This window comes from Bacillus sp. SD075 (assembly GCF_017355165.1).
GTDB lineage: Bacteria > Bacillota > Bacilli > Bacillales > DSM-1321 > Peribacillus.
Window position 1 is genome coordinate 1 of the sequence record NZ_JADILK010000061.1, and the last position, 24,502, is coordinate 24,502.

The following is a 24,502-nucleotide window of genomic DNA, read 5'->3' on the forward strand; positions in this document are numbered from 1 at the left end:
CCGTACTAATAGGTACGGTGTCTTTGAATTATCTTAAGGGGTTAGTTAGTGATAAGTGAACAGGGCCAAAATGTCATGTTTACTCCAATAGTTAGTGGGAATGCTATTTACAGTATATATCCCTGGAATTTAAGGAGGAAATTTTATCATGCTTGATGCTAAGACTATAGAAATCGTTCAGTCAACAGCACCTGTTCTCAAGGAATATAGTAAACCAATTGGAAAGAGATTTTATGAATTACTATTTTCAAAAGCTCCTGATTTGTATAACCTTTTTAACCAAACGAACCAAAAAAGAGGAATTCAACAAGAGGCCTTGGGGTATGCTGTCTATTCTGCAGGTGAACATATTACGAACCTTGAAGCGATAAAACCTGTAATTAAAAGAGTTACTGAAAAACATCGTGCCATAGGGATCAAGCCTGAACAGTATCCAGTTGTAGGTGAAACGTTGCTTCAAGCAGTTAAAGATGTGTTGGGTGATTCAGCCACAGATGAAATCATAAAGGCATGGGGAAAGGCCTATGGCTATATTGCAGATGCCTTTATTGATATTGAAAAAAACCTTTATGAGGAAACTGAACATCAGCCTGGGGGATGGGAAGGATATCGAAGCTTCAATATCGATAAAAAGATAAAAGAAAGTGATGTGGTTTCCTCCTTTTATCTAAAGCCTACAGACGGAAAATCCATTGCTTCCTATCATGCTGGGCAATATCTAACACTTAAGGCTGAAATTCCTGGCGAGAAATATACGCATATACGTCATTACAGTCTTTCGGATTCACCTGGTAAGGATTACTACCGAATTAGTGTTAAACGTGAAGATGCCCATGGAGATGCACCATTTGGAATTGTATCTAACTATTTACATAGACAGCTGCAAGTTGGGGATACGCTGCAATTTTCTGCTCCAGCAGGTGACTTCGAACTGGATAAAACCGATTTACCCATTGTTCTAATTAGTGGCGGTATTGGCATTACACCCTTGCTTAGCATGTTAAATACCATTATAGAAAAGCAACCACAACGTCAGGTTACGTTCATCCATGCAACAAGCAATGGTCAAACACATGCTTTTAAAGATCATCTGCAACAAATAGTGAATGAACATCAACATATAAAATCATTTGTCGTTTATGGTGCACCAACAGAAGCCGATCGAACCTCTGGACATTTTGATAAAGAAGGCTACGTGGGTTTAGACTTCCTGCAATCTATCGTTCCATCAAAAGAAGCTAATTTTTATTTTTGCGGACCTATTCCTTTTATGGAAGCAATCAATGAGGCCCTAAATAAATGGAATGTATCGAAAGACCATATTCATTATGAAGTATTTAGTCCACTTGCTATTTTAGGAGGAGAATAAGTTTTCTTTGCAGTGAACCCGACACATTAATCACTTAGGCAGCCTTGAGGGGATCAACCCGGAAATCTATCGGGCTTATCCCTTTTACGTTTTTTAAAAGGAAAATACTGTAGGAAAACCGCTTCTTCGAATTTGTCTTCAGTCCATGGGTAGCTGCACTTTTTGTTATTTCCTAAGTCGCCACCACTTTCGTGTTAACTGGCCGCAATTTTTAAGGGAATATTAACTTTCTACAGCAGTCCCAAAAAATTAAACTGATTCCCTTGATATATCAAGTTTTTCTTCGTTGTCACTCATAAGTTGCATAGTAATGCGCTTATTACTATCTTTACTTTGCATAATTCATCTCACAATACTAGGAGTACGGAAAGGCGATGAACTCAGTATGATTTTTAGCGAGCGATTAAAAAATGAACGGGAAAAGAGAAATTGGTCACAAAATGACCTTGCAGAGAAGATTCATGTGAGTCGCCAATCTGTGTCCAAATGGGAAACGGGAAAAAATTATCCAAGTATTGAAGTACTCATTAATTTAAGTGATTTATTTCAAATTACGGTAGATGAATTATTAAGGAGTGACGAGGAATTGAAAGAAAAAATAATACGGGAAAGTAAGCAGTTAGCATTTCCAAAAGGGAAAATGGTTTTTGATATCGTGTTATTACTAGGCGTATTTTTGTTAGTGTTTAAATTTATTATTTTTGGTCTCAACCAATTTGGTGGCACAGATATTACCATTTTAAAAAGTATGCCAGTTGTATCGAATTTTTTACCATTAGCTTTGATGGTTATTGGTGGTATTGGTTCAGATTATTTGAAAGAGAAATATGTAGATTGAAAAAAATCTGCTGATAAAACGCAGGCACTCGCTTTCCGCCTGCGAGGGCTCCCTTGGACACGCTTTTCCCGCAGGAGTCTAGAACACCGGTTCTAATCAACTGGATTTTTTTGGTTTGATTTAATTAAGAACAGAACCTTTGAATTTCAGGTTCTGTTCTTATTTCTTATTTGAACTTTTGCAGTTCTTCTTGTCCCTCGAATTTGTTATCTTTCAATATTCCGATTTCTTCAATATGGTTTCGTGCCGTTTCATCCCCAAATTTATAAATGAGGGCATAAAGCCTTTTCATGGCTGCATCGTATTTATCATTTGCCCGATCATGATGATAGAGAAGGTAGGGCACATGTGAACGGGCATATGACTCCAGGTCATCTGTCCGGTGTTCCTCCAAGCATTTTTTCAATTCTGCAAGTTCCTCATCGGTTGCGTATACAGTGAAGCTCGGATTCTCTTCGAGTTTTTGTCCAAGTACGTCGCCGCTGACCAAATCGACTTGATAGGTCTGTTTTTCCTGCATCATTCTGCTTATCATCCTTTCAAGCGTTTATCTATTCTGTACCACTATTTGTAAAAGTTAATCATGAAAGTAACCATTTCCTTAATGAAAATGATAGGAAATAGAAGTATCGGATTTCCTATCAAATGGTTTAAGATGGACTTACAGAATATTATGGAAAATTGAGGAGTGATATAGTGAAGAGGTCAATCATGGTTGTTTTTTTGGTGTTGATTGCTTCAGGCTGCGTAACAAGGAATTATGATTCCAATATGGATCTAGGGAAAAGTCAGTTGAATGAGGAAAATTATTTAGAAGCCCAAGAGGCATTTGAATTAGCTTATAAAGAAGCAAAAACACCGGAAGCAAAGGAGTTAATGGATCTTTCAGGTTTTCTGGCAAGTGGAATGAAGAAATACGACGAACAGGATTTTGATTCGGCCAAAAGAGATTTTGAAGAAGCAACTGTATATCAAGCAAAATACCGGGAAGGTAAACTAATGGTTTCAAAGGCGGTGGAAATGCACCCGGTATCAGACTCATCCACGATAGAAGCAGTAGAGGAAAATGACGAAGTGGAACCGGCAGAGAAAACAGCTAAGGATGGATACAAAGAAGAAGACAAGGTTGAAATGGGAAACAAAGGTGAAGAAGGAAGCGGGGATCAGGTTAGTACATTAAGTAAATCTCAGGCGGAGAAGCTGGTGATGGATTACGTGGATATGGAAAACTTTCCTCATTTGCATATCGAATATGATCATGATGCCGAAAAGGGAGATTATATTTTTCATGTTTTCGAGGTGGAAGAAGGCAGTCAGCAAAATGGTCACACCACTACTTGGGGGTGGTATGGCGTGAATAAGAAGACTAAGGAGGTATATGAAGTCATGTAAGGATAACTGAATGGTCGAATTGAAGGCCCCCTGTTGAGGCCTTTTTATTTTTTTTGATGGCCAAATACAGGATTCGATAAAAGTATATGATTTTTGTAAAAAGGTCGCCTTATTCTTTATTTTCTTAAGAATTTTTTAATATTTCCTGTTTATGATTGAGCCAAGTAAAGGACAATCATAGGAGGGATAAAGATGGAGAATTATAATGGTGAGGAGCAAGTCAGAGTCAAGGCAGAACGGAAAAAGGGTAAATCTCTTTGGATAACCAGCCTTGTTTCCGGAACGGTTGCTTCTATGGTTACATCGTCTGTATTTCTGTTTGGCGGGGACTTTATAGATCAAGGGAAAAGTCCGGTGAATGAGTCAACTAAAACGGCAGGTGTACAGCAAACGGAAAGGGTTGAAAAGAATGAAAGTGTCACGGCGGAAAAGCTATCGACAAGTACGGATTCAAATGATAGGGCAGAGATGGTCGAGTCAGCATCCAAATCGATTGTAGGGGTGGTGAATTTACAGGAGATGCAAAACCAGAACCCGTACCAGCGGCAAAACGAGAGCGAAACGGTTGAAAGCGGCACTGGCTCAGGGGTCATTTATAAAAAAGCTGATGGGAAAGCCTATATCATCACGAACAATCATGTTATTGAAGGAGCTAAGGAAGTCGAAATATCATTGTATGATGGACAAAAGGCAACGGCAGCAGTTGTCGGGGCGGATGCTTTGACGGATTTAGCGGTTTTGACAATTGATGCCTCGAAAGCACCGGAGGGAATTAAATTTGGAAATTCTGATAGCATGCGTCCAGGTGAAGAAGTATTGGCAATTGGCAATCCACTTGGACTTGATTTTTCACGATCGGTTACACAAGGGATCGTCAGTGCGACCGGACGCTCCATTTCAGTCGATACCACGGACGGGGAGTGGGAACTTGATGTCCTTCAAACAGATGCAGCGATCAACCCTGGCAATAGTGGCGGTGCTTTGATCAACACCGCTGGTGAAGTGATCGGCATAAACAGTTTGAAGATTTCTGAAAACGGTGTGGAAGGCTTAGGTTTTGCCATACCAAGTAATGATGTGATTCCGATTGTTACGGAGCTGATTGAAAATGGAAAAATCACGCGCCCGTATTTAGGAGTCAGCTTGGCCAGTATAGAAGAATTGCCGCAATATTACATTCAAAATGTTCCTGAAGCCGCAAAGTCCGGTGTAATGGTGACAAGTATAGAAGCGGGATCGGCTGCGGCGAATGGAGGGCTTAAGCAGCAGGATATCATTATTGAGATTGATGGAACGAAAATAAATACTGCGACTGCATTAAGGAAGTACTTATATACTGATAAGAAAATCGGCGATAAAGTAAAAGTTAAAGTATATCGGGGTACTGAAGAGAAAACGGTAACGTTAACCTTGCAAAAACCATAAAAAGTGGAAAGGCCCCTGATTATCGCCAAGGGCCTTTCATTGGTAGTTTTAATAGTATACAAAAGGTTAATATTGAAATAATAGATAGTGTATTTGCACTGTTTTGCAGAGACTTCATATGATCTAAAATGCCTAAAAGTGAATGATAGCGACTTCTATTTGTCAAGGTTTTCATCATAGATATGTTAAAAAATAGAAAATATTTGACAAATTTGTGAAATGTAATAAAATAGAAAGAAAGGGGATGAAATTATGGAAGCTAATCAGAAGATGTTAGATGCAGTGAAATGGGTATCGGGCACAGGTTGTGTAATCGGAATTATTATTTTTGCTTTAAGTTTCTTTGTAAGCGATTACAATAAGGATTATATATTAACCGCTGTTGGAATTGCCATCACACTAAGCGCAGCTGCAATTTTTCTAGTTGGTATATTTTTTGTCCTGACAGAGGAAATGGTAATGAATACACATAAAGGTGAAAGAATTGTACCGGAAACGACTAAAATCATAAAAATTAAATCAAAGGCTAAAACTCAAACAAAAAGAAGTACGGAATTCAGTAACTAAAACCAGGAATATAGCGAATGAAATGGTATTCTATCACAGATTAAAACTAACATGGATGAACATAACCAGCTGTTCGCCTTTCTAAAGAATTTGAATCGATTCGATATGAATAATTGAATGCGCTTTCATTTCAAAGACTAGGATACTTTTTAATTCAATATACTGCACTCGTTATGTACCAAAAAAATATTTCAGCAACCCATTATATAAAACTTTCTTTTGAAATACATACGAAGTGCTTGAATTTTGAACTATATCCACGAGAAAAGGACACTTTTAAAAAGTCCTTTTTTTGTGTTTTTTTATGTACTTTTACTTGAAGATACAAAAGGAATTCCGTTTCCAATAGGGGTTATGAGTAGTGGTTTTCCAAAAATTGGAGCTACCTGAGCCACCAAATGTACTTTAAAATGGTTTTTGTCCTGTCCTCCTGAAATTGATTGATAAACAACTTGGCTATAGGCTATAGTGGCAATAAGTAATGAGAGAAGAAAGAATCAATTACATTTCACACTCGTTGTTTCCTTATATATATATATATTGATCAGTGTTGGATCAAAAGGGTCGTGAAGCATGAAGGTAGCATTTTGTACAATGCGGCAACCATTTGCCAACTTCCATGGCCGAGTGAAGAAAATCCATTGTAAATCATATTTTACAACGATAGAGATCTAATAAACAAGATAGGTAATATAATTCATAATCTTAAGAAGTTTTGAGGCAATATATACGGTGAATATAATGTGGAAATTTCATTTCATTATATTAGACTAATATAAAACGGGAAGTGACTGGTATTATTGCAATCCAGTACGGATAAGTGAATTCTTCATAGGTGATTTATTAAACATTTATTATATTTCATTTGCTGAAGATTTTCGAACATTTCTGCTCATTTACCATCTTCTTACTGCTTTTTATTGAACTTTATGTGACAGATGTCACTTTATATTGTCTTTTTTTACACTTGGGATTAATATTGGTATGTCGGGGTTTGTGAACATGGTAACACTTTGTCCGAATAATTACCAATAGGAATTTTATTATGTAAGAAAGGGGTAGTACTATGAAAATAAAATGGGCTCTATTAACTATACTTTTTACAATTGCCACTGTGCTAACCGGTTGCGATAACCCATTAATGGTCTTGGACCCTAAAGGGCCAGTAGCTGCAACACAAGCGGATGTTATTATGATTTCGATATGGACAATGGCCTTTGTCGTCCTTGTCGTTATGGTACTGTATATCTTCATGATAATGAAGTATCGTGCTTCCAAACAGCGTGATGATTATGAACCTCCTCATATTGAAGGAAGTAAGGTTCTTGAAATAATTTGGGTTGCGATCCCAATTTTGATCGTCGCTTTCCTATCCGTTGTTACTGTTAAAACAACAAATGAAGTTGAGGCAACACCTAAAGGATACGCAGATCAGGAACCATTAGTTATTTATGCTTCATCTTCTAACTGGAAGTGGCATTTTAGTTATCCGGAAGAAGATATTGAAACAGTCAACTATCTGTTTTTACCTACTGACCGACCAATTGAATTTAAACTTTACTCATTCGGCCCAATCTCAAGTTTCTGGATTCCGCAACTTGGAGGACAAAAATACGCGATGTCGGACATGGTCAATACGTTGCACTTAGCAGCTGATGTACCAGGAGAGTACATGGGTCGAAATTCAAACTTCAGTGGTTCAGGTTTTGCTCAGCAATCCTTCAACGTTAATGTACTGTCACCAAAAGATTACGATAAGTGGGTAGATGAAATCAAAGCTACTGCTGAACCGATCACTGAAGAAAAATTCAATGAATTATTAAAACCTGGTCATGTGGGACAATCCACTTACACTGGAACTCACTTAGAGTTTTCTCCAGCTCCTGAAGGGGAAAATGCTGGTCATGACCACGGATCATCTGATACTGAAGGAAATGATTCCAAGGATTCACATGAGGAACATTCAGAACACAGCAACATGAATCATGATCATTAAGAATTAATTTCGTTCGATAAAACAACTAGTTTTACAAGACAAGGAATATTTTCCGAAAGGAGTCACAAAAGTATGGATTACTTTGATCGATTTGCCGTACCTCATCCAAGTCCTGCGATTTATGCATCCATGGTTGCTATTGGCTTAACCATGATTGCGGTTGTTGCCGGAATTACCTATTTTAAAAAATGGGGTTACTTATGGCGTGAGTGGTTAACAACGGTTGACCATAAACGTATTGGTATCATGTACATCTTGTCAGCACTACTTATGCTCTTCCGTGGTGGCGCCGATGCTCTTATGATGCGTGCTCAAACGGCTGTTCCAGATAACGGTCTTTTGGATGGACAGCATTATAATGAAATATTTACAACACACGGGGTCGTCATGATCCTGTTTATGGCTATGCCATTTATCATTGGGTTAATGAACATTGTTACACCATTACAAATTGGAGCGCGTGACGTAGCATTCCCACGTCTTAACGCTGTAAGCTTCTGGTTATTCTTCATGGGGGCAATGCTATTTAACATCTCTTTCGTAGTCGGTGGTTCTCCTGATGCAGGTTGGACATCTTACTTCCCTCTGGCAAGTAACGATTTCAGTGAATCAGTAGGCTCGAACTATTACGCGATTGCCATTCAAATAGCTGGTATCGGTACATTAATGACTGGTATCAACTTTATCGTAACAATTTTGAAAATGAGAGCACCTGGCATGAATTTAATGAAAATGCCAATGTTCACTTGGTCTATCTTAATCACAAACTTCATTATCGTTTTCGCTTTCCCTGTATTGACGGTGGCGCTTGCGTTGATGACAATGGATCGTCTATTCGGAACTCAATTCTTTACGATGGCCAATGGTGGTAGCGATATGCTTTGGGCGAACTTGTTCTGGGTTTGGGGACATCCTGAAGTTTATATAGTAATTCTTCCAGCTTTCGGTATTTACAGTGAAATCATTTCGACATTTGCACGTCGTAATCTGTACGGGTATAATTCGATGGTTATCTCCATGGTAGCTATTTCTACTCTATCATTCGTCGTATGGGCTCACCATTTCTATACAATGGGTCACGGTGCAATGGTTAATGGTATCTTCTCGGTTACCACGATGGCAATTGCCGTCCCGACTGGTGTTAAGATTTTCAACTGGTTATTCACACTTTGGAAAGGTAAAATCGTTTTTACTGTTCCAATGTTATACTCCTTGGCTTTCATTCCGATTTTCACGCTCGGTGGGGTAACAGGGGTTATGCTTGCCATGGCAAGTGCTGACTATCAATACCATAATACAATGTTCTTAGTAGCTCACTTCCACTACGTATTAATCCCTGGTACTGTATTTGCTGTACTTGCTGGTTTTACGTATTGGTGGCCAAAAATGTTCGGCTTCATGTTGAGCGAAAAAATTGGGAAATGGTCGTTCTGGTTCATTACAATCAGCTTTAATGTAACATTCTTCCCGATGTTCATCACTGGTTTAGATGGGCAGGCACGTCGTATGTATACGTACTCTGAATCAACAGGGTATGGTCCATTGAATATGCTCTCTTTCGTTGGAGCGATTGGTTTAGCAATAGGTTTTGCACTTATTGTGTACAATATCTATTGGAGTACTCGTTATGCATCAAGAAATATCTCGAATGATCCATGGGATGCACGTTCTCTAGAGTGGGCTACACATACACCAATCCCTGAATATAACTTTGCAATTGTGCCAACAGTTGATTCTACAGAAGCTTTCTGGGATTCAAAGAAAAAAGGCTTTAAATTATTTGGCGGTAAAGTAGAAAAGATTCATATGCCAAATAATAGTGGCGTGCCGTTTATCATGAGCTGTATCTTTTTCGTTTGGGGCTTTGCATTGGTATTCAGCATGTGGATCATTGCAATCATTGCAACGATCGGTATCTTTGCTTGTATGATTCACCGTTCATTCGAAAAAGATCACGGACGTTATATCTCTGTTGAAGAGATCGAAGAAACTGAAAATAAATTGCGAGGTGCTAAGTAATGAAAATAGATAACTCGCTGCCACTAGAATATAGCACGGAAGAAAATCGCTTAAAGATTTTTGGGTTCTGGATTTTCCTAGGAGCAGAAATAGCTCTTTTCGCTACACTGTTCGCCACTTATTTTGTATTGGTTGATGGTACTGGAAATGGTCCAACAGGGGAACATCTTTTTAAAGTCCCAACTCTAATGTTTCAAACAATCTTTCTTTTAACTAGTAGTTTTACCATAGGTCTTGGAATCAATGCAATGAGACTTGGCAGGCAGAAAGCAACGCTTGGTTTCTTCATTATCACCCTTATTCTTGGTTTAGGCTTCTTGGGAGTCGAAATTTATGAATTCGTGGAGTATGTACATGAAGGAGCAACCATTCAAACAAGTGCTTTCTTGTCTAGTTTGTTCACATTACTAGGTACACATGGAGCTCACGTTACACTTGGTTTATTCTGGGGAACCTTCATCATCATGCAGATTAAAAAGCGCGGTATGACTCCAGAAACAACAAACAAGGCTTTCATCTTTTCACTTTACTGGCATTTCTTGGACGTTGTCTGGATTTTCATCTTCAGTTTCGTCTACCTGAAAGGAATGATGTAATATGAAAGAATTATTCCCACGGGGCCAAGTTATGGGATTTGCATTTTCACTAGTCCTGACTTTGGTCGCATTATCAGTTATTGTGTTTGATCTTTCGCTTAAAATGGCTGTGATCATCCTACTCGTTACAGCTTTCATGCAAGCTGCACTTCAATTTGTTATGTTCATGCACGCAGGAGAGTCTGAAGATAAAGCATCCATTTACACAAACGTTTATTACGGATTGTTCGTTGCATTGGTTACAATTTTCGGTACATTGCTAACAATGATTTGGGGATATCAATAATCCATTCGGGAAAAATGGGCGTCTTGATGACGCCCATTTTTTTTGTGTTTAATTGTAGAAAACATATACCGCTTTTTCCACATCATAGGATGTGGATGCCCCATCTTGTTTAGTATAACCATTTCAGAACATAATATTTATTAAACGAAAAATTTCCCGCTTTTGGAGTGCACACCAGCGTTTATGTGCAAGGTTTTACTATAGTAAAACGTTAATAGAACGGACACATTTTCTAAGAAAAACTGCCAGTCCTTTTGATATAATATGCGATATAAGACGTAGCGGAGATGATAAAATTGACATTGCCGGTTTTGATTTTGACTATTATCTTGAGTTTGTTAAAAATATTGGTTTCCTGTCTTCCCACCGATGCAGTTAATTGGATTATCAGCAAATTTAAAATACACTCAGAAATTGGTGACGAGAATACGATCGTAACCTTTGACGGACAACGTATGGAAGGCGAAGAAAAAATTCAAGTTATTAGTCATTTTAATAACGCTAGATTTTTGAAAAAAAATCATATATTCCCAGGGAACGAGCGATTGTTTTTGCATCCCGAGAATAGTGGGTCTCCATTGGTCATTGATACTAAAAGAGGCAAAAAGGATGTTAGGTTATTTGTGTACATTTACAAGGACCACGTGGATGTAGTTAAACAGTACAAGAAGAAAGTCATTTCTTACAGTCTGTTTTCCGATAGCCTCCAAGAGCGTTCCATGCCATTAATAAGTAATTTAGCTTAAGGGAACATTAAGGCGACGGTACTTAAAAAGACCGTCCTTTTTTATCAGTCTTTTATTGTGTAATCCCATTTCATTTAGGTGTTTTTTAGATTATAAAATTTTAAATTATTCGGATTGAGAGGTTAACGTACACACTGAAGTCTTGGATTTTAGTATGTTTTCGGAAATACAATTAAAAGTGAGGGAATTGCTGTAAGAGGGTTCTTTAATAGTGCAGATGAATAGTATTTTGAAATTATTAAAATGGTAATGAAAAAGCAGGTATCTATTACGATGCCTGCCTTTTTATGCTTTCCATTGTTTTTCAACTTGATGAAGGGCTTGTTGTAAAATTACTTCATGATCAGTACCTGGATTAGTAAGGACATTTGTTTGATAGGATTTTCCTTGGAAATCAACTGTTACTGTAACTTTTACCATTATGCATCTTTCCTTTCTTAATTCAGAAGTAAATGAGGCGATTGTACCTATTTCTTTAATACCCGGGACAGAGGATTTTTCAAACATTTCAAAAGATGTAAAATCTAAAGGGATAGTATTCAAAATTATCTGATATTTCTAGAGGTGTGTCAACATTTTTTTTTGGCCAACCCCATTTCCTGGCTAAAAGCAAAAACGACTTGGCTTGTGTGCACATGACAGGTCGTTTTTGCAAATGGACTATATTCATATTTTAGTTAAGATAATACCGATTAATGCTGCAAGTACGCCGGCAATTTGATAGGTTTTTAGTTTTTCCTTAAATAAATAACATCCAGCAAATACGACAACCAAACAGTTCAGGCTGACGACAGGGAAAATGATGCTTGCGATGCCGGTGTTCAACGCAAAGAAATAACATCCATAGCCTATGGTGCTTAATAAGCCTACTAAGGAACCGATTTTGACTTCCTGTAGCTTGAGTTTTTCATTTTTAAAGGCCAGCACCGAAAGAAGATACAGCATTCCTCCTCCATACATTGATACTAAGATATCGAGGGAGTTTAAATGAAGACGGGTTGATGTCGTCATTAGAATGCCGAGCACACCAAAAGATAAGATGGATAATAATGTATGCATCATCCAAGGGATATATTGATGGTTACCTTTAGCATTGGGTGTATACTGAATGACTAAGGTAGCGAGAAACATGCAGACAATTCCACTCCACTGCAAGGTAGTAATATGTTCGTGAAAAATTAAAGCTGCACAGAGAATGGGGAATATTGCATTCGCTGCGATTAATGGGGATGTCAAGCTTGCCGGCCCTTTTTCAAAGGCGCTTGCCATCTGGAGATTACCATTAGCGTTCAGTACCCCAATGGCTGCACCAAGCATGATAGACAGCCAGTTCAGCTGTAGACCATCCACAAGTACTCCATAAAATATAGACAAAATAAAAGCTGAAAAATAAAAGAAAAATTGGATATGTACCTTTGAGTAACCTTTTCCGCTACTCCATTTAAAAATGCTGTTATTGATTCCGAAACATAAACTCGTGATGAGCGCTGCAAAAATCCACATTGACTTATTCTCTTCCTTCATGTAGGATAAACTTCTTCTACATTTTAAGCTGAAAGTGTGCAGGAATCAAACCAAATTAAAAAAGTATGATTGACAGATTAGATGTTTTTTTCTATATTTACTATGACAATTTTAAAATATTTCCCGATAAACGGGAGAGGTTCATAGCATCACCCTCTTAAAAAAACTATGGCTTTGATATTTTTCGCGAATCAACCATATCTTTGAGGAGATATGGTTTTTGTTATATAGAGGCCCACTTTATGAATCTCCCTGTAACCTGGGATTAGGAGGACTTTTAATGTCTGGAAGAAAAGAAGAAGAATTAAAGAAAGATATCACACTGCTCGGGAATCAAGGAACAAAATATACATTTGATTATGCACCTGAAATTCTTGAGTCTTTTGATAACAAGCATCCGAACCGGGATTATTTCGTCAAATTCAATTGCCCGGAATTCACTAGCTTATGTCCGATAACGGGCCAGCCGGATTTTGCAACCATTTACATCAGCTATATTCCCAGTGTGAAAATGGTGGAAAGCAAGTCTTTGAAACTTTATTTATTCAGCTTCCGCAATCACGGTGATTTCCATGAAGACTGCATGAACATCATCATGAATGATTTAATCGAATTGATGGATCCGAAATATATTGAAGTCTGGGGCAAGTTCACACCAAGGGGCGGTATTTCCATTGATCCATACACGAATTATGGAAAACCAGGAACGAAGTTTGAAGAAATGGCGAATTACCGTTTGATGAATCATGACTTGTATCCGGAAACTGTGGATAATCGTTAATAATAGAGGCAACTGCTTAGATGGTTGTCTTTTCTTACATTGATTTAATATTCAGAAAAAAATTGACAATTTAAAAATGTCGTGTTAATTTGAAATTAATAAATATACCGATGTGTATTGTAGGGATTGAGAATATATCGACTGGATTACCAGAGATACTTTTGCGAAATAGGCGGGGTATCTTTTTTTTACAGATTTTTCTTTTTCTGCTTGAATGAAAGGCAGTAATAGGCCTACTAGATCACTAGAGGCACTTAGTTTAGAGCATTCTGACTAAGTGCCTTTTTATGTTTTAAGGGGGGGATTTTGTGAGTAAAAGCAAAGAAGGAATTTACTTAGAGCGGGTACAAGATGGAAGGAAGATTAGGGGGGGAGGAAAGATAATTGGTAAAGGGGCTTATTTGAACGAGTTTAGAGATTTGCTTTATCCGATTGCAAGCTTTTTAAATGAAAATCATACCTATTCAGCTCTTACTTTACCATCCAATATACCGGAATTAGAAAAAGAAAAGTATCAACTATTATCATATGAGTTTCCAGAAGGACCTCTGTTCTCCGAAGGCTGGACAGATTTGGCCCATTCATATTTGAAAGGTTGGTTTATTAACAGAGGAGTGATCGAGAGTAAATATCCAGGTTTTTCTGATTGTATATCCGAGTTATTAAATCGTCTTAATGAGGAATGTTCACTTGTGACTATCCCTTATGAGATAGCTTTAAATGGCTCCTTGGATGTGAATTCCGTTAAAGTAGTTGAGACCACTGACCTAGGGCTGGTTCTCCAAGGGACACAGCAGCTGCCGGCAGATGCCCTGGCTGTCAAGGAGCTCCTAACCATGGTCGGAAACGAAGAAAAAGCGGCTCTGATTATACTGCCATTAAATAGTGAAGGTCTTTCCTTAGAAGTTGAGGATATAGACAAAGGAATCAGTGCTCATTTTAATCATGTAACGGTCAAATGGAATCAAGTACTGCTTCAGCAAAGTTCGGAAAAAATAACACAACTTTTTGCTGTTCCCCTCGCTACCACTTATCCGGAATATACCGGGATTGTCACTCTTTTTCATCAGCTTGAATGGGTGACAGGGCTAGCGTTTCTGTTAGCAGAGGAAACAGGGGAGAGTGAGATGCTGCATATCCAGGAAAGGCTAGGAGAACTGATTCAGCAGATTGATATAATGAAAGCTTTTTTGCACCAATCTGAATTGAAGTCAAAACGCGTTGCTGAGGTACTTGTACCTCAATACGAGGCTCTTCGGACGGTGAAACATGCCAGTGTATCATTTTTTGGCAGGGCTATAGACATCTTGCAGCGTGTTGGTGGATCAAGGCTTCTACATCACGTTCACGTGTCGGGCACGCAGGGGAAGGAGAAAGATATTTATACGTTGATACAGACATATTTCGATTCGCCTGCCGCATCAAGGAGACGCCTCTATTACTCCTATTTCTCAGGAGATCCAGAATTAGTAAGCGCGGAGTATTACAAGTCCTACTCTGTGGAGTCAGTAAAAGGAAGACTAGAGGATTTCTGGGAATATCATGAGACAGGAAATATGCATACAGCGATACCTAAAGGGGAGAAGATTTAAATGAGAAATATAAATTATAGAAAAATAGGTTCCATCGTATTAGCGACAATGTTAATGGTATTAACGGCATGTTCATCAAATAAAGCAAGTGAAGATGAAAATGTGGCAAAAGATGTGGTTGTTGAGTTTAAATATCCGGATAACCCATCTTTTGATTTAGTCTACTTAGCTGATCAATTAGGTTACTTTGATGGAACGAGTACTAAACCGAAATATGTTGGGAAAGTAGCCGCACCACAGATCATTCCATTGGTCGGGACCGGGGACATCGATTTTGGATCAAGGATGGTTCCATTGGTAATATCCGCTATAGCGAGCGGTGCTGATATTAAAGTCGTCTCAGCTGGAGGAAAGACATTGGAAGAGGCGCCCCATATGAAGTATTTTGTAAAAGCTGATTCGGGGATTATGGAACCGAAGGATTTGGAAGGCAAAACGATTGGGTTTAACAGTTTCGGGGCTTGTGCAGAATTCGTGACGAAAAAGTGGCTAAGACAACAAGGCGTTGATGTTGAGAAAATTGAATGGTTAGTAGTACCGGATGATAAAGCAGAGCAAACCCTAGAAACTGGTGGAACGGATTTAGCGATCATACACCCACCGCACTCAGGAGGCGCGGAAAGCAATGAGAAACTTACCCGTTTATGGAGTGACTATGATTTAGACGGAGGATTGGGCGGGATGGCTCCATACTCTGTGAATGGAGAATTTGCTCGTAATCATCCGGAAGCTGTAGAGGATTTTGTAGAGGCCATTGCAAAAGCGGCTAATTGGGTGAATGAAAATCCAGATGACGCTCGGGAAATTGTTGCTGAAAGATTAGGTATGGATATCGACTTGGTTGAAAGATACGCCTATATTGACGATCTTGTGGTAACAGAAGAGCCGATTCAATATTATATCGACATTTTAGAAGATGAGGGAAAAATCAAAAAAGGGGCAGTGGATGTGAAGGATGTTTATACGAATGAATTTAATCCATTTGCAAAAGGCGAAACAGCGAGCAAATAAACGGAGGTGTAACAGCAATGACATCAAAAATAAGCGCGGTCAATGTAAGGAAGGAATTTCCGGTTAAAAATGATCTGGGGAAAAAAGATACGATAGTTGTTTTGAATGAATTTAATCTCGAAATCAAGGATGGGGAGTTCATTTCCATCCTGGGGCCGAGCGGGTGTGGTAAATCTACCTTTTTGAGCATTTTAGGGGGGCTTTCCTCGAAAACGGGCGGTGACTTGAATGTGGATGGTCAGCCGGTCAATGGCATCAATAAAAAGCATGGGGTCGTATTTCAAGGTTATGCACTTTTTCCATGGCGGACAGTGATCGAGAATGTTGAGACAGGACTTGATATACGTGGAGTAAAAAAGAAGCAGCGGAAGGAAATTGCCTTGGAATACATCAATATGGTTGGACTTCAGGCGTTTGCGAACCGGTATCCGCATGAATTATCAGGCGGGATGAAACAGCGTGTTGCGATTGCGAGGTCCCTTGCTTACGACCCTGACGTTTTATTGATGGATGAACCGTTTGGGGCACTAGATGCACAAACCCGTGAAATCCTGCAGACGGAGCTGATGAAAATTTGGGAGACGAGTAAAAAGACCATTGTGTTTATTACCCATAGTTTGGATGAAGCCATTTATTTATCGGATCGAGTGGCTGTCATGACAGCACGTCCCGGAAAGGTGAAGGAAATTATTGATATTCCGTTGGCAAGACCTCGATCCTTTGATATACGTAACTCTGAAGAATTCATTAAGCTGCGCCAGAGGGCATGGTCTGTTCTAAAAGATGAGGTTCAGCAAGCCCAGGATCAAAGTAATCCCAAAGTGGCGGCACAAGAAGTCAAGAAGGAGAAGGAGAAAGTGCTCAATGAAAAAGCTGTCTAAATTTCTTTATAATAGCGGATATCGAAGTATTGCCATCATTAGCTTCATTGTATTGTGGGAGCTTTTACCGCGGCTTGGCCTTGTGAATCAAACTTACTTAAGCCCTCCCTCTCAAGTCGTCCTGGCCATTCGTGATTTGTTCACGACAGGGGATTTATGGGTGCATGTTCAAAGCAGTCTGCAGCGCTCATTATCGGGCTTGATTTTAGCTATCGCTTCGGGGACCTTGCTAGGGTTGTTGTTAGGCTGGTTCAAAAAGTTTGAAGAACTGGTGGATCCACTGCTGCAATTATTTCGCCAAGTCTCTGCTTTTGCCTTGTTTCCAGTATTCATTTTATTTTTGGGAATCGGGGAAGTATCGAAAACTGCGATTATCTTTTGGGCCGCTTTTTTTCCAATCCTACTGAATACAGTTAATGGTGTAAAGCATGTTGATCAGCTGCTTATTGCTTCAGCCCGTTCGATGGGGGCTTCACAAAACTATATTTTCAGAAAAGTGGTCTTGCCTGCTGCAGCACCAGGGATATTCACCGGCATTCGTCTTGGTGGTGCCTATTGTATTACAGCGTTAGTAGCAGCCGAGATGATCGGGGCAGCATCCGGTCTCGGGTTCTATATTTTGAATTCCCAGGAAACGTTTCAAATTCCCCACATGTACGCAGGCATCATTTTATTGGCGTTCATAGGATTGGGACTGAATTATATTTTAGCATTAATTGAATCGTATTTTACTAAATGGAAAAAAGGATTATATAGTAATGAAGCGTAAAAAGAAGATAATTTGGTTAGTCATTGGTTTAATCGTTTTGTTTGCTTTAACGGGCTTTTTCAAAATGTACTTTTTTAATGATGAGAGCAGTCTTGATTTGAAAAAGGTAAGAATCGGTTACGTCAATCGGGATACGTTCATTGCGTTGAAGAATAGAGAGTTAGTCGAAGAAAAATTGAGGCGTGAGGGAATTACCGTTGAATGGACCGAATTTGAAGATGAAATACAAATTTATCAAGCTTTGGAACAAGGGAGTCTTGATTTTGGAAAGGTAGGAGATGCGGTTCCGGCTTTTCTGCATTCAGGAAAGAAGGCTCCCCTGTATTTAGCGGCAGAGCCCTCAAATCCTAATGCAAGGGCGATTGCTGTTTCAGTAGATTCCGGTATTAAGGGAATTGAGGATTTAATAGGGAAAAAGGTGGCTTATGCCAAGTTTTCCAATGAACATTATTTCTTGCTGCAGATGTTGACCAAAAATGGTTTAGGTGTCGAGGCATTAGATGAGATTGATTCGGTAGAGGTCTCTTCCGAAGAAGCGAGGGAATTGTTTGAAAAAGGGGAAGTCGATGCGTGGATTGTATCGGAACCAGAAGTGAGCCAACTGGAGGATTTGAAATACCCGCTTTTGTTTGACAATGAACTTGAGGCGAATAGCGATGTGTATTTGACAACAAAGGACAATATCAAGGAGAGAAAAAGGGTTTTTATTACTCTAATGGAAGCTGTGTCTGAATTTGATGAGTATTTGACCAATGATATTCATCTAGCGGCAGAGGATTTATTTCAAAACACAAAGATAGCCCATGCTGTATGGCTTTCTGTATTTGAACGTGAAACGTACGGAAGTTCTTCCTTTTTCAATGGGATGATTCAAGAACAGCAGGAGAAGGTAGATTTCCTTTTTGAAAACCAATTGATAAAGAAGAACTTTAGGGTTGCGGATGAAGTCGTAATATTAGAGGAATAGGAGCGAGACGATGGGTTCAGGCGCAGAATATAAAAAAAGGCTGAATGATGGACGTAAAATATGGTTAAACGGTGAATGTGTTCAAGATATGGAAAATCACCCCGCGTTTGCAGGGACGGTTCAATCCGTTGCATCGTTATTGGATTTACAGGATCAACCTGATACTCGTGATGCTTTAACTTTCGAAGTGACTCCCGGAAAAAGAGCGAATATTGCATACTTGATTCCTGAGGCGAAGGAGGATATCTTTCGCCGGAGCTGCGCATTCCGAATATGGAGCGGCGCCACATTCGGTGTAATGAGCCGAGTAGCTGGGTTTTATCGGTCACAGTTAACAGCATGGTATGTCAAAAGAGACCTTGTTCAGATGGAAGCTCCCCATTATTCAGTGAAAATCAAGCGGTACTTTGAATATGTTAGGGGACATGATTTATTGATTACGGCCGCCGGTCATGACCCTCAAATTGATCGGTCCAAGTCGGCATCCGAGTTGGATGACCGGTATATGGCCGCCAGGATCGTTCAAGAAACGGAGGAGGGTATCATAATCAGGGGTGCGAAAATGATTGCGACTGGCGCCCCTTATATGGATGAAATCATGATTTCATCTCACAAGCCCCGGACAGAGGCGGAAGCAGGTTATGCGGTGATGTTTGCCATCGCCGTGAATACGCCCGGTGTGCACCTCATTTGTCGTGAATCTTTTGCATCCGTAAATCAAGAAGACCATCCACTTAGTTCTCGTTTTGACGAGATGGATGCGGTGATTGTATTTGAAGATGCGCTCATTCCATGGGAACGGGTTTTTATTAAAGAAGATGCGGCAGCACTTTGGAAATTGCGAAGTGATCCATTCGTTACTGCGCTGAGTCTACATGAAACGATTGTCCGCCTAGTAAGCAAGCTTGAATTTGTTGCAGCCATTGGCAATGAGTTAGCGGAGTCGATTGGGATTACGGGGTTTCAGCATGTGCAGGCAAAACTTGCGGAGTTATTCACTCAAGTTGAAACGATCAACGCGTTGCTGCTCGATGCAGAGGAGAATTCAGTATCTAATGATGGCGTATGGGCCCCGGCAATGGACCCGATGGTGACAGCGAAGAACTTGGGAATGATTTTCTATCCGCGTGCCATTGAAATCTTGCAACTTTTGTCGGCGGCGGGCATGCTTCAAACGCCTTCAAGTCTTGGGAATTTCAAGGTCCTATTAAGGGGTTTGTTGAAAAGTATTATCGGGGCGCGGAAAGAACCGCAAAGGATCGTGTCAAATTACTGAAGTTATCGTGGGACTTGGTGGGTAGCCCTTTAGGTGCAAGACATGAATTATATGAGAGGTTTTATGCAGGAGATTCGATCCGCGCATTTGCCAGCCAGTATTCGGAATTCGATAAAAAGAAATTGGTAGATCGGGTTAAAAGTCGATTAGTATCGAAGGATTTTATTTTTTCAGGTAACCATTCCTGTTAGGGGGGGATATTAATGGACAAATCAATCTTGCAGCAGCAAAGATTTCAAAGAGAAGAATCTGTAGACGTACTTGTAATAGGTGGGGGACCTGCTGGGACATGGGCAGCTATACACGCTGCTGCTCAAGGGGCAGATGTCATTCTTGTCGATAAAGGATACTGTGGCACAAGTGGTGCTACTGCACCATCCGGAACAGCTGTCTGGTATGTAAGGCCTAATCCGGATGAACAAGAGGCCGCCATGAAAAGTAGGGAAGCTCTTGGGGGATATTTAGCAGATCGCAAATGGATGACGTCGGTTTTGGATCAAACATATAGAAATATGCATCGGTTGGGAAAATGGGATTATCCTTTTCCTTTTGATGAAGGCGAAACTCAGTATCGTAGTCTTCAAGGGCCGGAATATATGCGTTTAATGCGGAAGCAGGTAAAAAAGGCAGGGGTGAAGATATGGGATCACAGCCCTGCCCTGGAGCTTTTGGTCGATGACCATGGAGTAGGCGGTGCGTCAGGTGTTTTTTTGAAAAGGAAAGAGAAGTGGAAAATCAAAGCCGGTTCTGTAATTATTGCGACGGGTGGCTGTGCCTTTTTAAGTAAGGCATTGGGAACGAATGTTTTAACGGGAGACGGATATTTACTTGGAGCTGAAGCAGGGGCAGAGCTATCAGGAATGGAGTTTTCGAACGCATATGCTATTTCTCCAGCTTTTTCCTCTGTCACCAAAACAGCCTTCTATTCGTGGGCAACGTTTTATTATGAAGATGGAACGGTCGTTGAGGGAGCAGGTTCACAGAAAGGCAGAAGTGTGATTGCAAAGACACTGATGAACCAGCCTGTTTATGCCCGGCTTGATAAGGCGGATGAATGGCTACAGAAGGGAATGCGAAGGTCACAGCCTAACTTCTTCCTACCTTTTGACCGAATGGGAATCAATCCGTTCACACAAAGGTTTCCGGTTACAATGCGTTTGGAGGGAACGGTACGCGGCACGGGCGGTTTGCACTTAATAAACGAGAATTGTGCAACTAAGGTCCCTGGTCTTTATGCAGCGGGGGACGCGGCTACACGGGAATTCATTTGCGGAGGGTTTACGGGGGGAGGCAGTCATAATGCGGCATGGGCGATGTCTTCAGGTACATGGGCAGGAGAAGCGGCAGGAGAGTATGCTTTGAGTCTTGGTAGACATGCAAAGAAGCGGGAAGTTCACAGTGTTTCCACTACTCCGATTGCTAGGCGGTCATCAAATGGTTACGAAAGGTCGCTGGAACTTACAAAAAGTGTCCAGCGTGAAGTGACTCCGTTTGAAATCAATTTGTTTCGAACTGAATCAAACATCCGACCTGCATTGCAACGGCTGGACTCACTTTGGCAGGATATCCGGCAAGGTGTGTTAAGAGACGATAGTGCCGTTAAAGCAAGGGAGGTTGCTGCAATGACCGCAACAGCACGCTGGATGTATGCCTCGGCTCTTGAGAGGAAAGAAACACGAGGGATGCATAAACGCCTTGATTATCAAGAGCAGGATCCGACGCAGAATCAACACCTTTTAACAGGTGGATTGGATACAATTTGGGTCAAACCGGATTTGTTTGTGGAAGGGGATGTGGTCCGATGATCGAACTTATTAGTGAAGATAGATGTATAGGGTGCGGAATATGTGTCTCTGTATGTCCGACAGATGTCTTTGAACAGGTAGAGGATGAAACACCGGTCATCTCCCGGAAAAGTGATTGCCAAACCTGCTTTATGTGTGAGGCCTATTGCCCGGTGGATGCCATGTACGTATCGCCTAATGCCGAAGAGAATGTTTCAATCGTGGAATCCGAGCTCGTAGAACAGAATCTCTTAGGGAGCTACAGGCAGGGTATTGGATGGGGAAAAGGTCGGAAAAGCACTGCTTCAGAGGATGACTCCTTTCGGGTGATTCCGATGATGCACCGTTCCTGAGGTAAATACTCAAAAGCAGCCAAAGCGGAAACTGTTGTTTCTGTTTGGACAGCTTTTTTTAAAATGGGTGGTTAAATTGAAAAAGAAAGTCAAAGAAGTAGTCATATGTAAATGTTTTTTTGTTTCCTCATGTCATACTTTTATCGACGTGTCCTCTTAGAGTATACAAACGTCCCTCTACAATGGAATTTTCACTTGATTGTTTCGCGAAAAAGCGTAATAATAGGGAGAGTTAATTTTGACAGAATATTTACGAAAATAGGGGATGTCGAGATGAAAGTTGCAAAGTTTGGCGGAAGTTCACTTGCATCAGGTGAACAGTTGAGGAAGGTATTCGAAATTGTTGTTTCTGATCCAGAGAGGAAGATTGTAGTCGTTTCGGCTCCAGGGAAACGCAATTCCGATGATATAAAGGTGACGGATTTATTGATTGAGGCTGCGGAACAGCAGCTGCGCGGTGATAACGGAGAGCATTTGATAGAAGATGTCGTATCGCGCTATGCGAGCATTGCTGAAGAACTGGATATATCCGAGAGTGTCATCACTGGGATCCATGAAAATTTAATGGCGCTGTTGCATGCAGACCAAACCAATCCGAAGCGCTATTTGGATGCCTTGAAGGCCAGTGGCGAGGATAATAATGCGAAGCTGGTCGCGGGTTATTTCCAAAGTCGTGGGGTAGAGGCACAGTATATTAATCCCAAGAAAGCTGGCTTGATCGTAACGGATGAAGGTGGATTTACCAAGGTGGTTCCAGAGTCTTATGATCGGTTACATGCTCTGCGTGATGAGCCTGGAATCGTAGTATTTCCAGGATTCTTCGGATATACGTTAGACGGTGATGTTTTAACCTTCTCAAGAAGCGGTTCAGATATTACGGGTTCGATTCTAGCGAATGGGGTCAAAGCTGATTTGTATGAGAACTTTACGGACGTGGATGCTGTTTATGCGGTGAATCCGAATGTGGTTTCCAATCCCAAGGGAATCCGGGAATTAACCTATCGTGAAATGCGGGAGCTTTCCTATGCAGGTTTCTCGGTATTTCATGATGAGGCGCTGATTCCTGCATTCCGTGCAGGAATACCTGTTCATATCCAGAATACGAACAATCCGGAGGCGCAAGGGACCCGCATCGTGAATACACGGGATAATACGAACGGGCCGGTAATTGGGATTGCAAGTGATAAAGGGTTTTGCAGCATTTACATTAGCAAATATTTGATGAACCGGGAAGTTGGTTTTGGCCGGAAGCTGTTGCACATCCTTGAAGATTATGGAGTTTCATATGAGCATATTCCATCAGGCATTGATGATGTGACGCTTATTCTAAGGCAGGACCAGATGAAGGGTGAAGCCGAGAAGAAAATCATTTCACGAATTAAGAAAGAGCTTCATGCCGATGAAGTGAATGTGGAGCATGATCTTGCCTTGATCATGGTTGTAGGGGAAGGAATGCGTCATAATGTCGGGACAACGGCAAGAGCGTCAAAAGCCTTGGCAGAAGCAAAGGTGAATATTGAGATGATCAACCAGGGGTCTTCGGAGGTAAGCATGATGTTCGGTGTGAAAGGGTATAACGAAGAGACGGCAATTCAGGCATTATATCACGAGTTCTTTTGAGAGTATGAGCGTTTAGGGACCTCCTTGAAAAGGGAGGTTTTTTGGTTATGAATGTTCAAAGCCGGTAATAAGGTGGAGTCCATGATTGTGGGTAACGAATGATTTTCATGGAATTAAATCGAGTGAATAAAAGACGTGCCTAGGGTTCAGAGCCTCATGTTTAGTTCAGTACCCATCTGTTCCTTAAGGATAATATCCTTGAGACAGCAAAGTAGAGGATGATCGAGACAGAGGAGCTGGCTGAAAGGAAGATTTTCTGAATATCAATCACATCATATATATCAATTCTTTAAAGCAGTATCATGGCAGGATGCCAGAGGGAAAACGCCCAAATAAATCATGCTCCAATTTTATAAAAGGAGCGGTAAGTACCGAATATCTTGCAATAACAGCTGTCTGCCCATGCCTAATCCAATTCTGGATGCGCATTGTTTGAAAAATACGGTCAAATCACGAAATGGGGCCGCATGAGGGGCTGGTACAAAAATTATCGCAGATAGTGTGGAAAAACATCAAGGGTATTTGAATTTTTACCTAAAAAAGTGCAGAATTCAAATTGAAAATAAAGTCAATTTTAAGGGATTATGATAAGGGGAATCCAACATTTGTCCGCTAATCATTGCTTGCTCATAAATATAAAAGGAAAGCCTCCAAATAGAAGATGAACTGTGCCCCATTTTACGGACAGTATAAAAAAGTGCCTAAACGGT

Annotated in this window: 22 protein-coding genes, 1 pseudogene and 1 riboswitch; of the genes and pseudogenes, 20 read left to right on the forward strand and 3 right to left on the reverse strand. The window is 40.4% G+C overall.

What is annotated here, in order from left to right; translation table 11 throughout:
• The first annotated feature begins 148 nt into the window (after positions 1 to 148).
• Both hmpA and IOC57_RS23320 read left to right on the forward strand, forming a co-directional pair.
• Complete coding sequence (gene hmpA, locus IOC57_RS23315; protein ID WP_207440929.1) at positions 149 to 1,369, forward strand: NO-inducible flavohemoprotein; 1,221 nt, start codon at positions 149 to 151, stop codon at positions 1,367 to 1,369.
• A 385-nt stretch (positions 1,370 to 1,754) separates the two neighbouring features.
• Positions 1,755 to 2,207: a helix-turn-helix domain-containing protein gene (locus IOC57_RS23320; protein WP_207440930.1), complete on the forward strand. Its 453-nt coding sequence runs from the start codon at positions 1,755 to 1,757 to the stop codon at positions 2,205 to 2,207.
• Between the two features lie 166 nt (positions 2,208 to 2,373).
• Here the strand turns inward: IOC57_RS23320 and IOC57_RS23325 are convergent, their stop codons facing one another.
• Complete coding sequence (locus tag IOC57_RS23325; RefSeq protein ID WP_207440931.1) at positions 2,374 to 2,730, reverse strand: hydrolase; 357 nt, start codon at positions 2,728 to 2,730, stop codon at positions 2,374 to 2,376.
• A gap of 173 nt (positions 2,731 to 2,903) precedes the next feature.
• Between IOC57_RS23325 and IOC57_RS23330 the strand changes: the two genes are divergently transcribed.
• The 8 genes from IOC57_RS23330 to IOC57_RS23365 all read left to right on the forward strand — a co-directional run bounded on the left by IOC57_RS23330 (position 2,904) and on the right by IOC57_RS23365 (position 11,234).
• Positions 2,904 to 3,599, forward strand: a complete 696-nt coding sequence (locus tag IOC57_RS23330) for a hypothetical protein (RefSeq protein WP_207440932.1) — start codon at positions 2,904 to 2,906, stop codon at positions 3,597 to 3,599.
• A gap of 192 nt (positions 3,600 to 3,791) precedes the next feature.
• Entirely contained in the window at positions 3,792 to 5,024 is a 1,233-nt protein-coding gene (locus IOC57_RS23335) for a S1C family serine protease (RefSeq protein WP_207440933.1), read from the forward strand.
• A gap of 252 nt (positions 5,025 to 5,276) precedes the next feature.
• Positions 5,277 to 5,591, forward strand: coding sequence for a hypothetical protein (locus IOC57_RS23340; protein WP_207440934.1), 315 nt, complete (start codon positions 5,277 to 5,279; stop codon positions 5,589 to 5,591).
• 1,066 nt (positions 5,592 to 6,657) lie between these two features.
• Entirely contained in the window at positions 6,658 to 7,587 is a 930-nt protein-coding gene (qoxA, locus tag IOC57_RS23345) for a cytochrome aa3 quinol oxidase subunit II (protein ID WP_207440935.1), read from the forward strand.
• 72 nt (positions 7,588 to 7,659) lie between these two features.
• Positions 7,660 to 9,606: a cytochrome aa3 quinol oxidase subunit I gene (qoxB, locus tag IOC57_RS23350; RefSeq protein WP_207440936.1), complete on the forward strand. Its 1,947-nt coding sequence runs from the start codon at positions 7,660 to 7,662 to the stop codon at positions 9,604 to 9,606.
• Positions 9,606 to 10,202: a cytochrome aa3 quinol oxidase subunit III gene (gene qoxC, locus IOC57_RS23355; RefSeq protein WP_207440937.1), complete on the forward strand. Its 597-nt coding sequence runs from the start codon at positions 9,606 to 9,608 to the stop codon at positions 10,200 to 10,202. The genes qoxB and qoxC overlap by 1 nt, the downstream gene beginning before the upstream one ends.
• 1 nt (position 10,203) lies before the next feature.
• Positions 10,204 to 10,488 carry a cytochrome aa3 quinol oxidase subunit IV gene (gene qoxD / locus IOC57_RS23360; protein WP_207440938.1) on the forward strand — a complete coding sequence of 95 codons (285 nt, stop codon included), beginning with the start codon at positions 10,204 to 10,206 and terminating at the stop codon, positions 10,486 to 10,488.
• A 287-nt stretch (positions 10,489 to 10,775) separates the two neighbouring features.
• Positions 10,776 to 11,234: a YfmQ family protein gene (locus tag IOC57_RS23365; RefSeq protein ID WP_396020879.1), complete on the forward strand. Its 459-nt coding sequence runs from the start codon at positions 10,776 to 10,778 to the stop codon at positions 11,232 to 11,234.
• A gap of 285 nt (positions 11,235 to 11,519) precedes the next feature.
• On the opposite strand, the gene IOC57_RS23370 is transcribed toward IOC57_RS23365, so the two are convergent.
• Both IOC57_RS23370 and IOC57_RS23375 read right to left on the reverse strand, forming a co-directional pair.
• A complete protein-coding gene (locus IOC57_RS23370; protein WP_207440940.1) occupies positions 11,520 to 11,654 on the reverse strand; it encodes a BA3454 family stress response protein in 135 nt (44 codons plus the stop codon).
• 246 nt (positions 11,655 to 11,900) lie between these two features.
• Positions 11,901 to 12,758: an EamA family transporter gene (locus tag IOC57_RS23375; RefSeq protein ID WP_286185144.1), complete on the reverse strand. Its 858-nt coding sequence runs from the start codon at positions 12,756 to 12,758 to the stop codon at positions 11,901 to 11,903.
• Positions 12,759 to 12,888: 130 nt separating this feature from the next.
• Positions 12,889 to 12,934, forward strand: a riboswitch (PreQ1 riboswitch).
• 104 nt (positions 12,935 to 13,038) lie between these two features.
• On the opposite strand from IOC57_RS23375, the gene queF reads away from it, so the two are divergent.
• From queF to IOC57_RS23425, 10 genes and pseudogenes are all read left to right on the forward strand, one after another.
• The gene (queF, locus tag IOC57_RS23380) at positions 13,039 to 13,539 is read left to right on the forward strand and encodes a preQ(1) synthase (protein ID WP_207440941.1); all 501 of its coding nucleotides are present in this window, start codon (positions 13,039 to 13,041) and stop codon (positions 13,537 to 13,539) included.
• 308 nt (positions 13,540 to 13,847) lie between these two features.
• On the forward strand, positions 13,848 to 15,131 hold the full coding sequence (locus tag IOC57_RS26385) for a 4-hydroxyphenylacetate 3-hydroxylase C-terminal domain-containing protein (RefSeq protein WP_207440942.1): 1,284 nt from the start codon (positions 13,848 to 13,850) through the stop codon (positions 15,129 to 15,131).
• Positions 15,132 to 16,142: an ABC transporter substrate-binding protein gene (locus IOC57_RS23390; protein WP_207440943.1), complete on the forward strand. Its 1,011-nt coding sequence runs from the start codon at positions 15,132 to 15,134 to the stop codon at positions 16,140 to 16,142.
• A gap of 17 nt (positions 16,143 to 16,159) precedes the next feature.
• The gene (locus IOC57_RS23395; RefSeq protein ID WP_207440944.1) at positions 16,160 to 17,023 is read left to right on the forward strand and encodes an ABC transporter ATP-binding protein; all 864 of its coding nucleotides are present in this window, start codon (positions 16,160 to 16,162) and stop codon (positions 17,021 to 17,023) included.
• The gene (locus IOC57_RS23400) at positions 17,007 to 17,792 is read left to right on the forward strand and encodes an ABC transporter permease (RefSeq protein ID WP_207440945.1); all 786 of its coding nucleotides are present in this window, start codon (positions 17,007 to 17,009) and stop codon (positions 17,790 to 17,792) included. The genes IOC57_RS23395 and IOC57_RS23400 overlap by 17 nt, the downstream gene beginning before the upstream one ends.
• Positions 17,782 to 18,759 carry an ABC transporter substrate-binding protein gene (locus tag IOC57_RS23405; RefSeq protein ID WP_207440946.1) on the forward strand — a complete coding sequence of 326 codons (978 nt, stop codon included), beginning with the start codon at positions 17,782 to 17,784 and terminating at the stop codon, positions 18,757 to 18,759. Before IOC57_RS23400 ends, IOC57_RS23405 begins: the two co-directional genes overlap by 11 nt.
• Positions 18,760 to 18,769: 10 nt before the next feature.
• Positions 18,770 to 20,226, forward strand: a pseudogene (locus IOC57_RS23410) (4-hydroxyphenylacetate 3-hydroxylase family protein).
• Positions 20,227 to 20,238: 12 nt separating this feature from the next.
• Positions 20,239 to 21,840 carry an FAD-dependent oxidoreductase gene (locus IOC57_RS23415; protein WP_207440947.1) on the forward strand — a complete coding sequence of 534 codons (1,602 nt, stop codon included), beginning with the start codon at positions 20,239 to 20,241 and terminating at the stop codon, positions 21,838 to 21,840.
• Positions 21,837 to 22,172, forward strand: a complete 336-nt coding sequence (locus tag IOC57_RS23420) for a 4Fe-4S binding protein (protein ID WP_207440948.1) — start codon at positions 21,837 to 21,839, stop codon at positions 22,170 to 22,172. The genes IOC57_RS23415 and IOC57_RS23420 overlap by 4 nt, the downstream gene beginning before the upstream one ends.
• Before the next feature lie 273 nt (positions 22,173 to 22,445).
• Positions 22,446 to 23,792 carry an aspartate kinase gene (locus tag IOC57_RS23425; RefSeq protein ID WP_207440949.1) on the forward strand — a complete coding sequence of 449 codons (1,347 nt, stop codon included), beginning with the start codon at positions 22,446 to 22,448 and terminating at the stop codon, positions 23,790 to 23,792.
• The last annotated feature ends 710 nt before the right edge of the window (positions 23,793 to 24,502 follow it).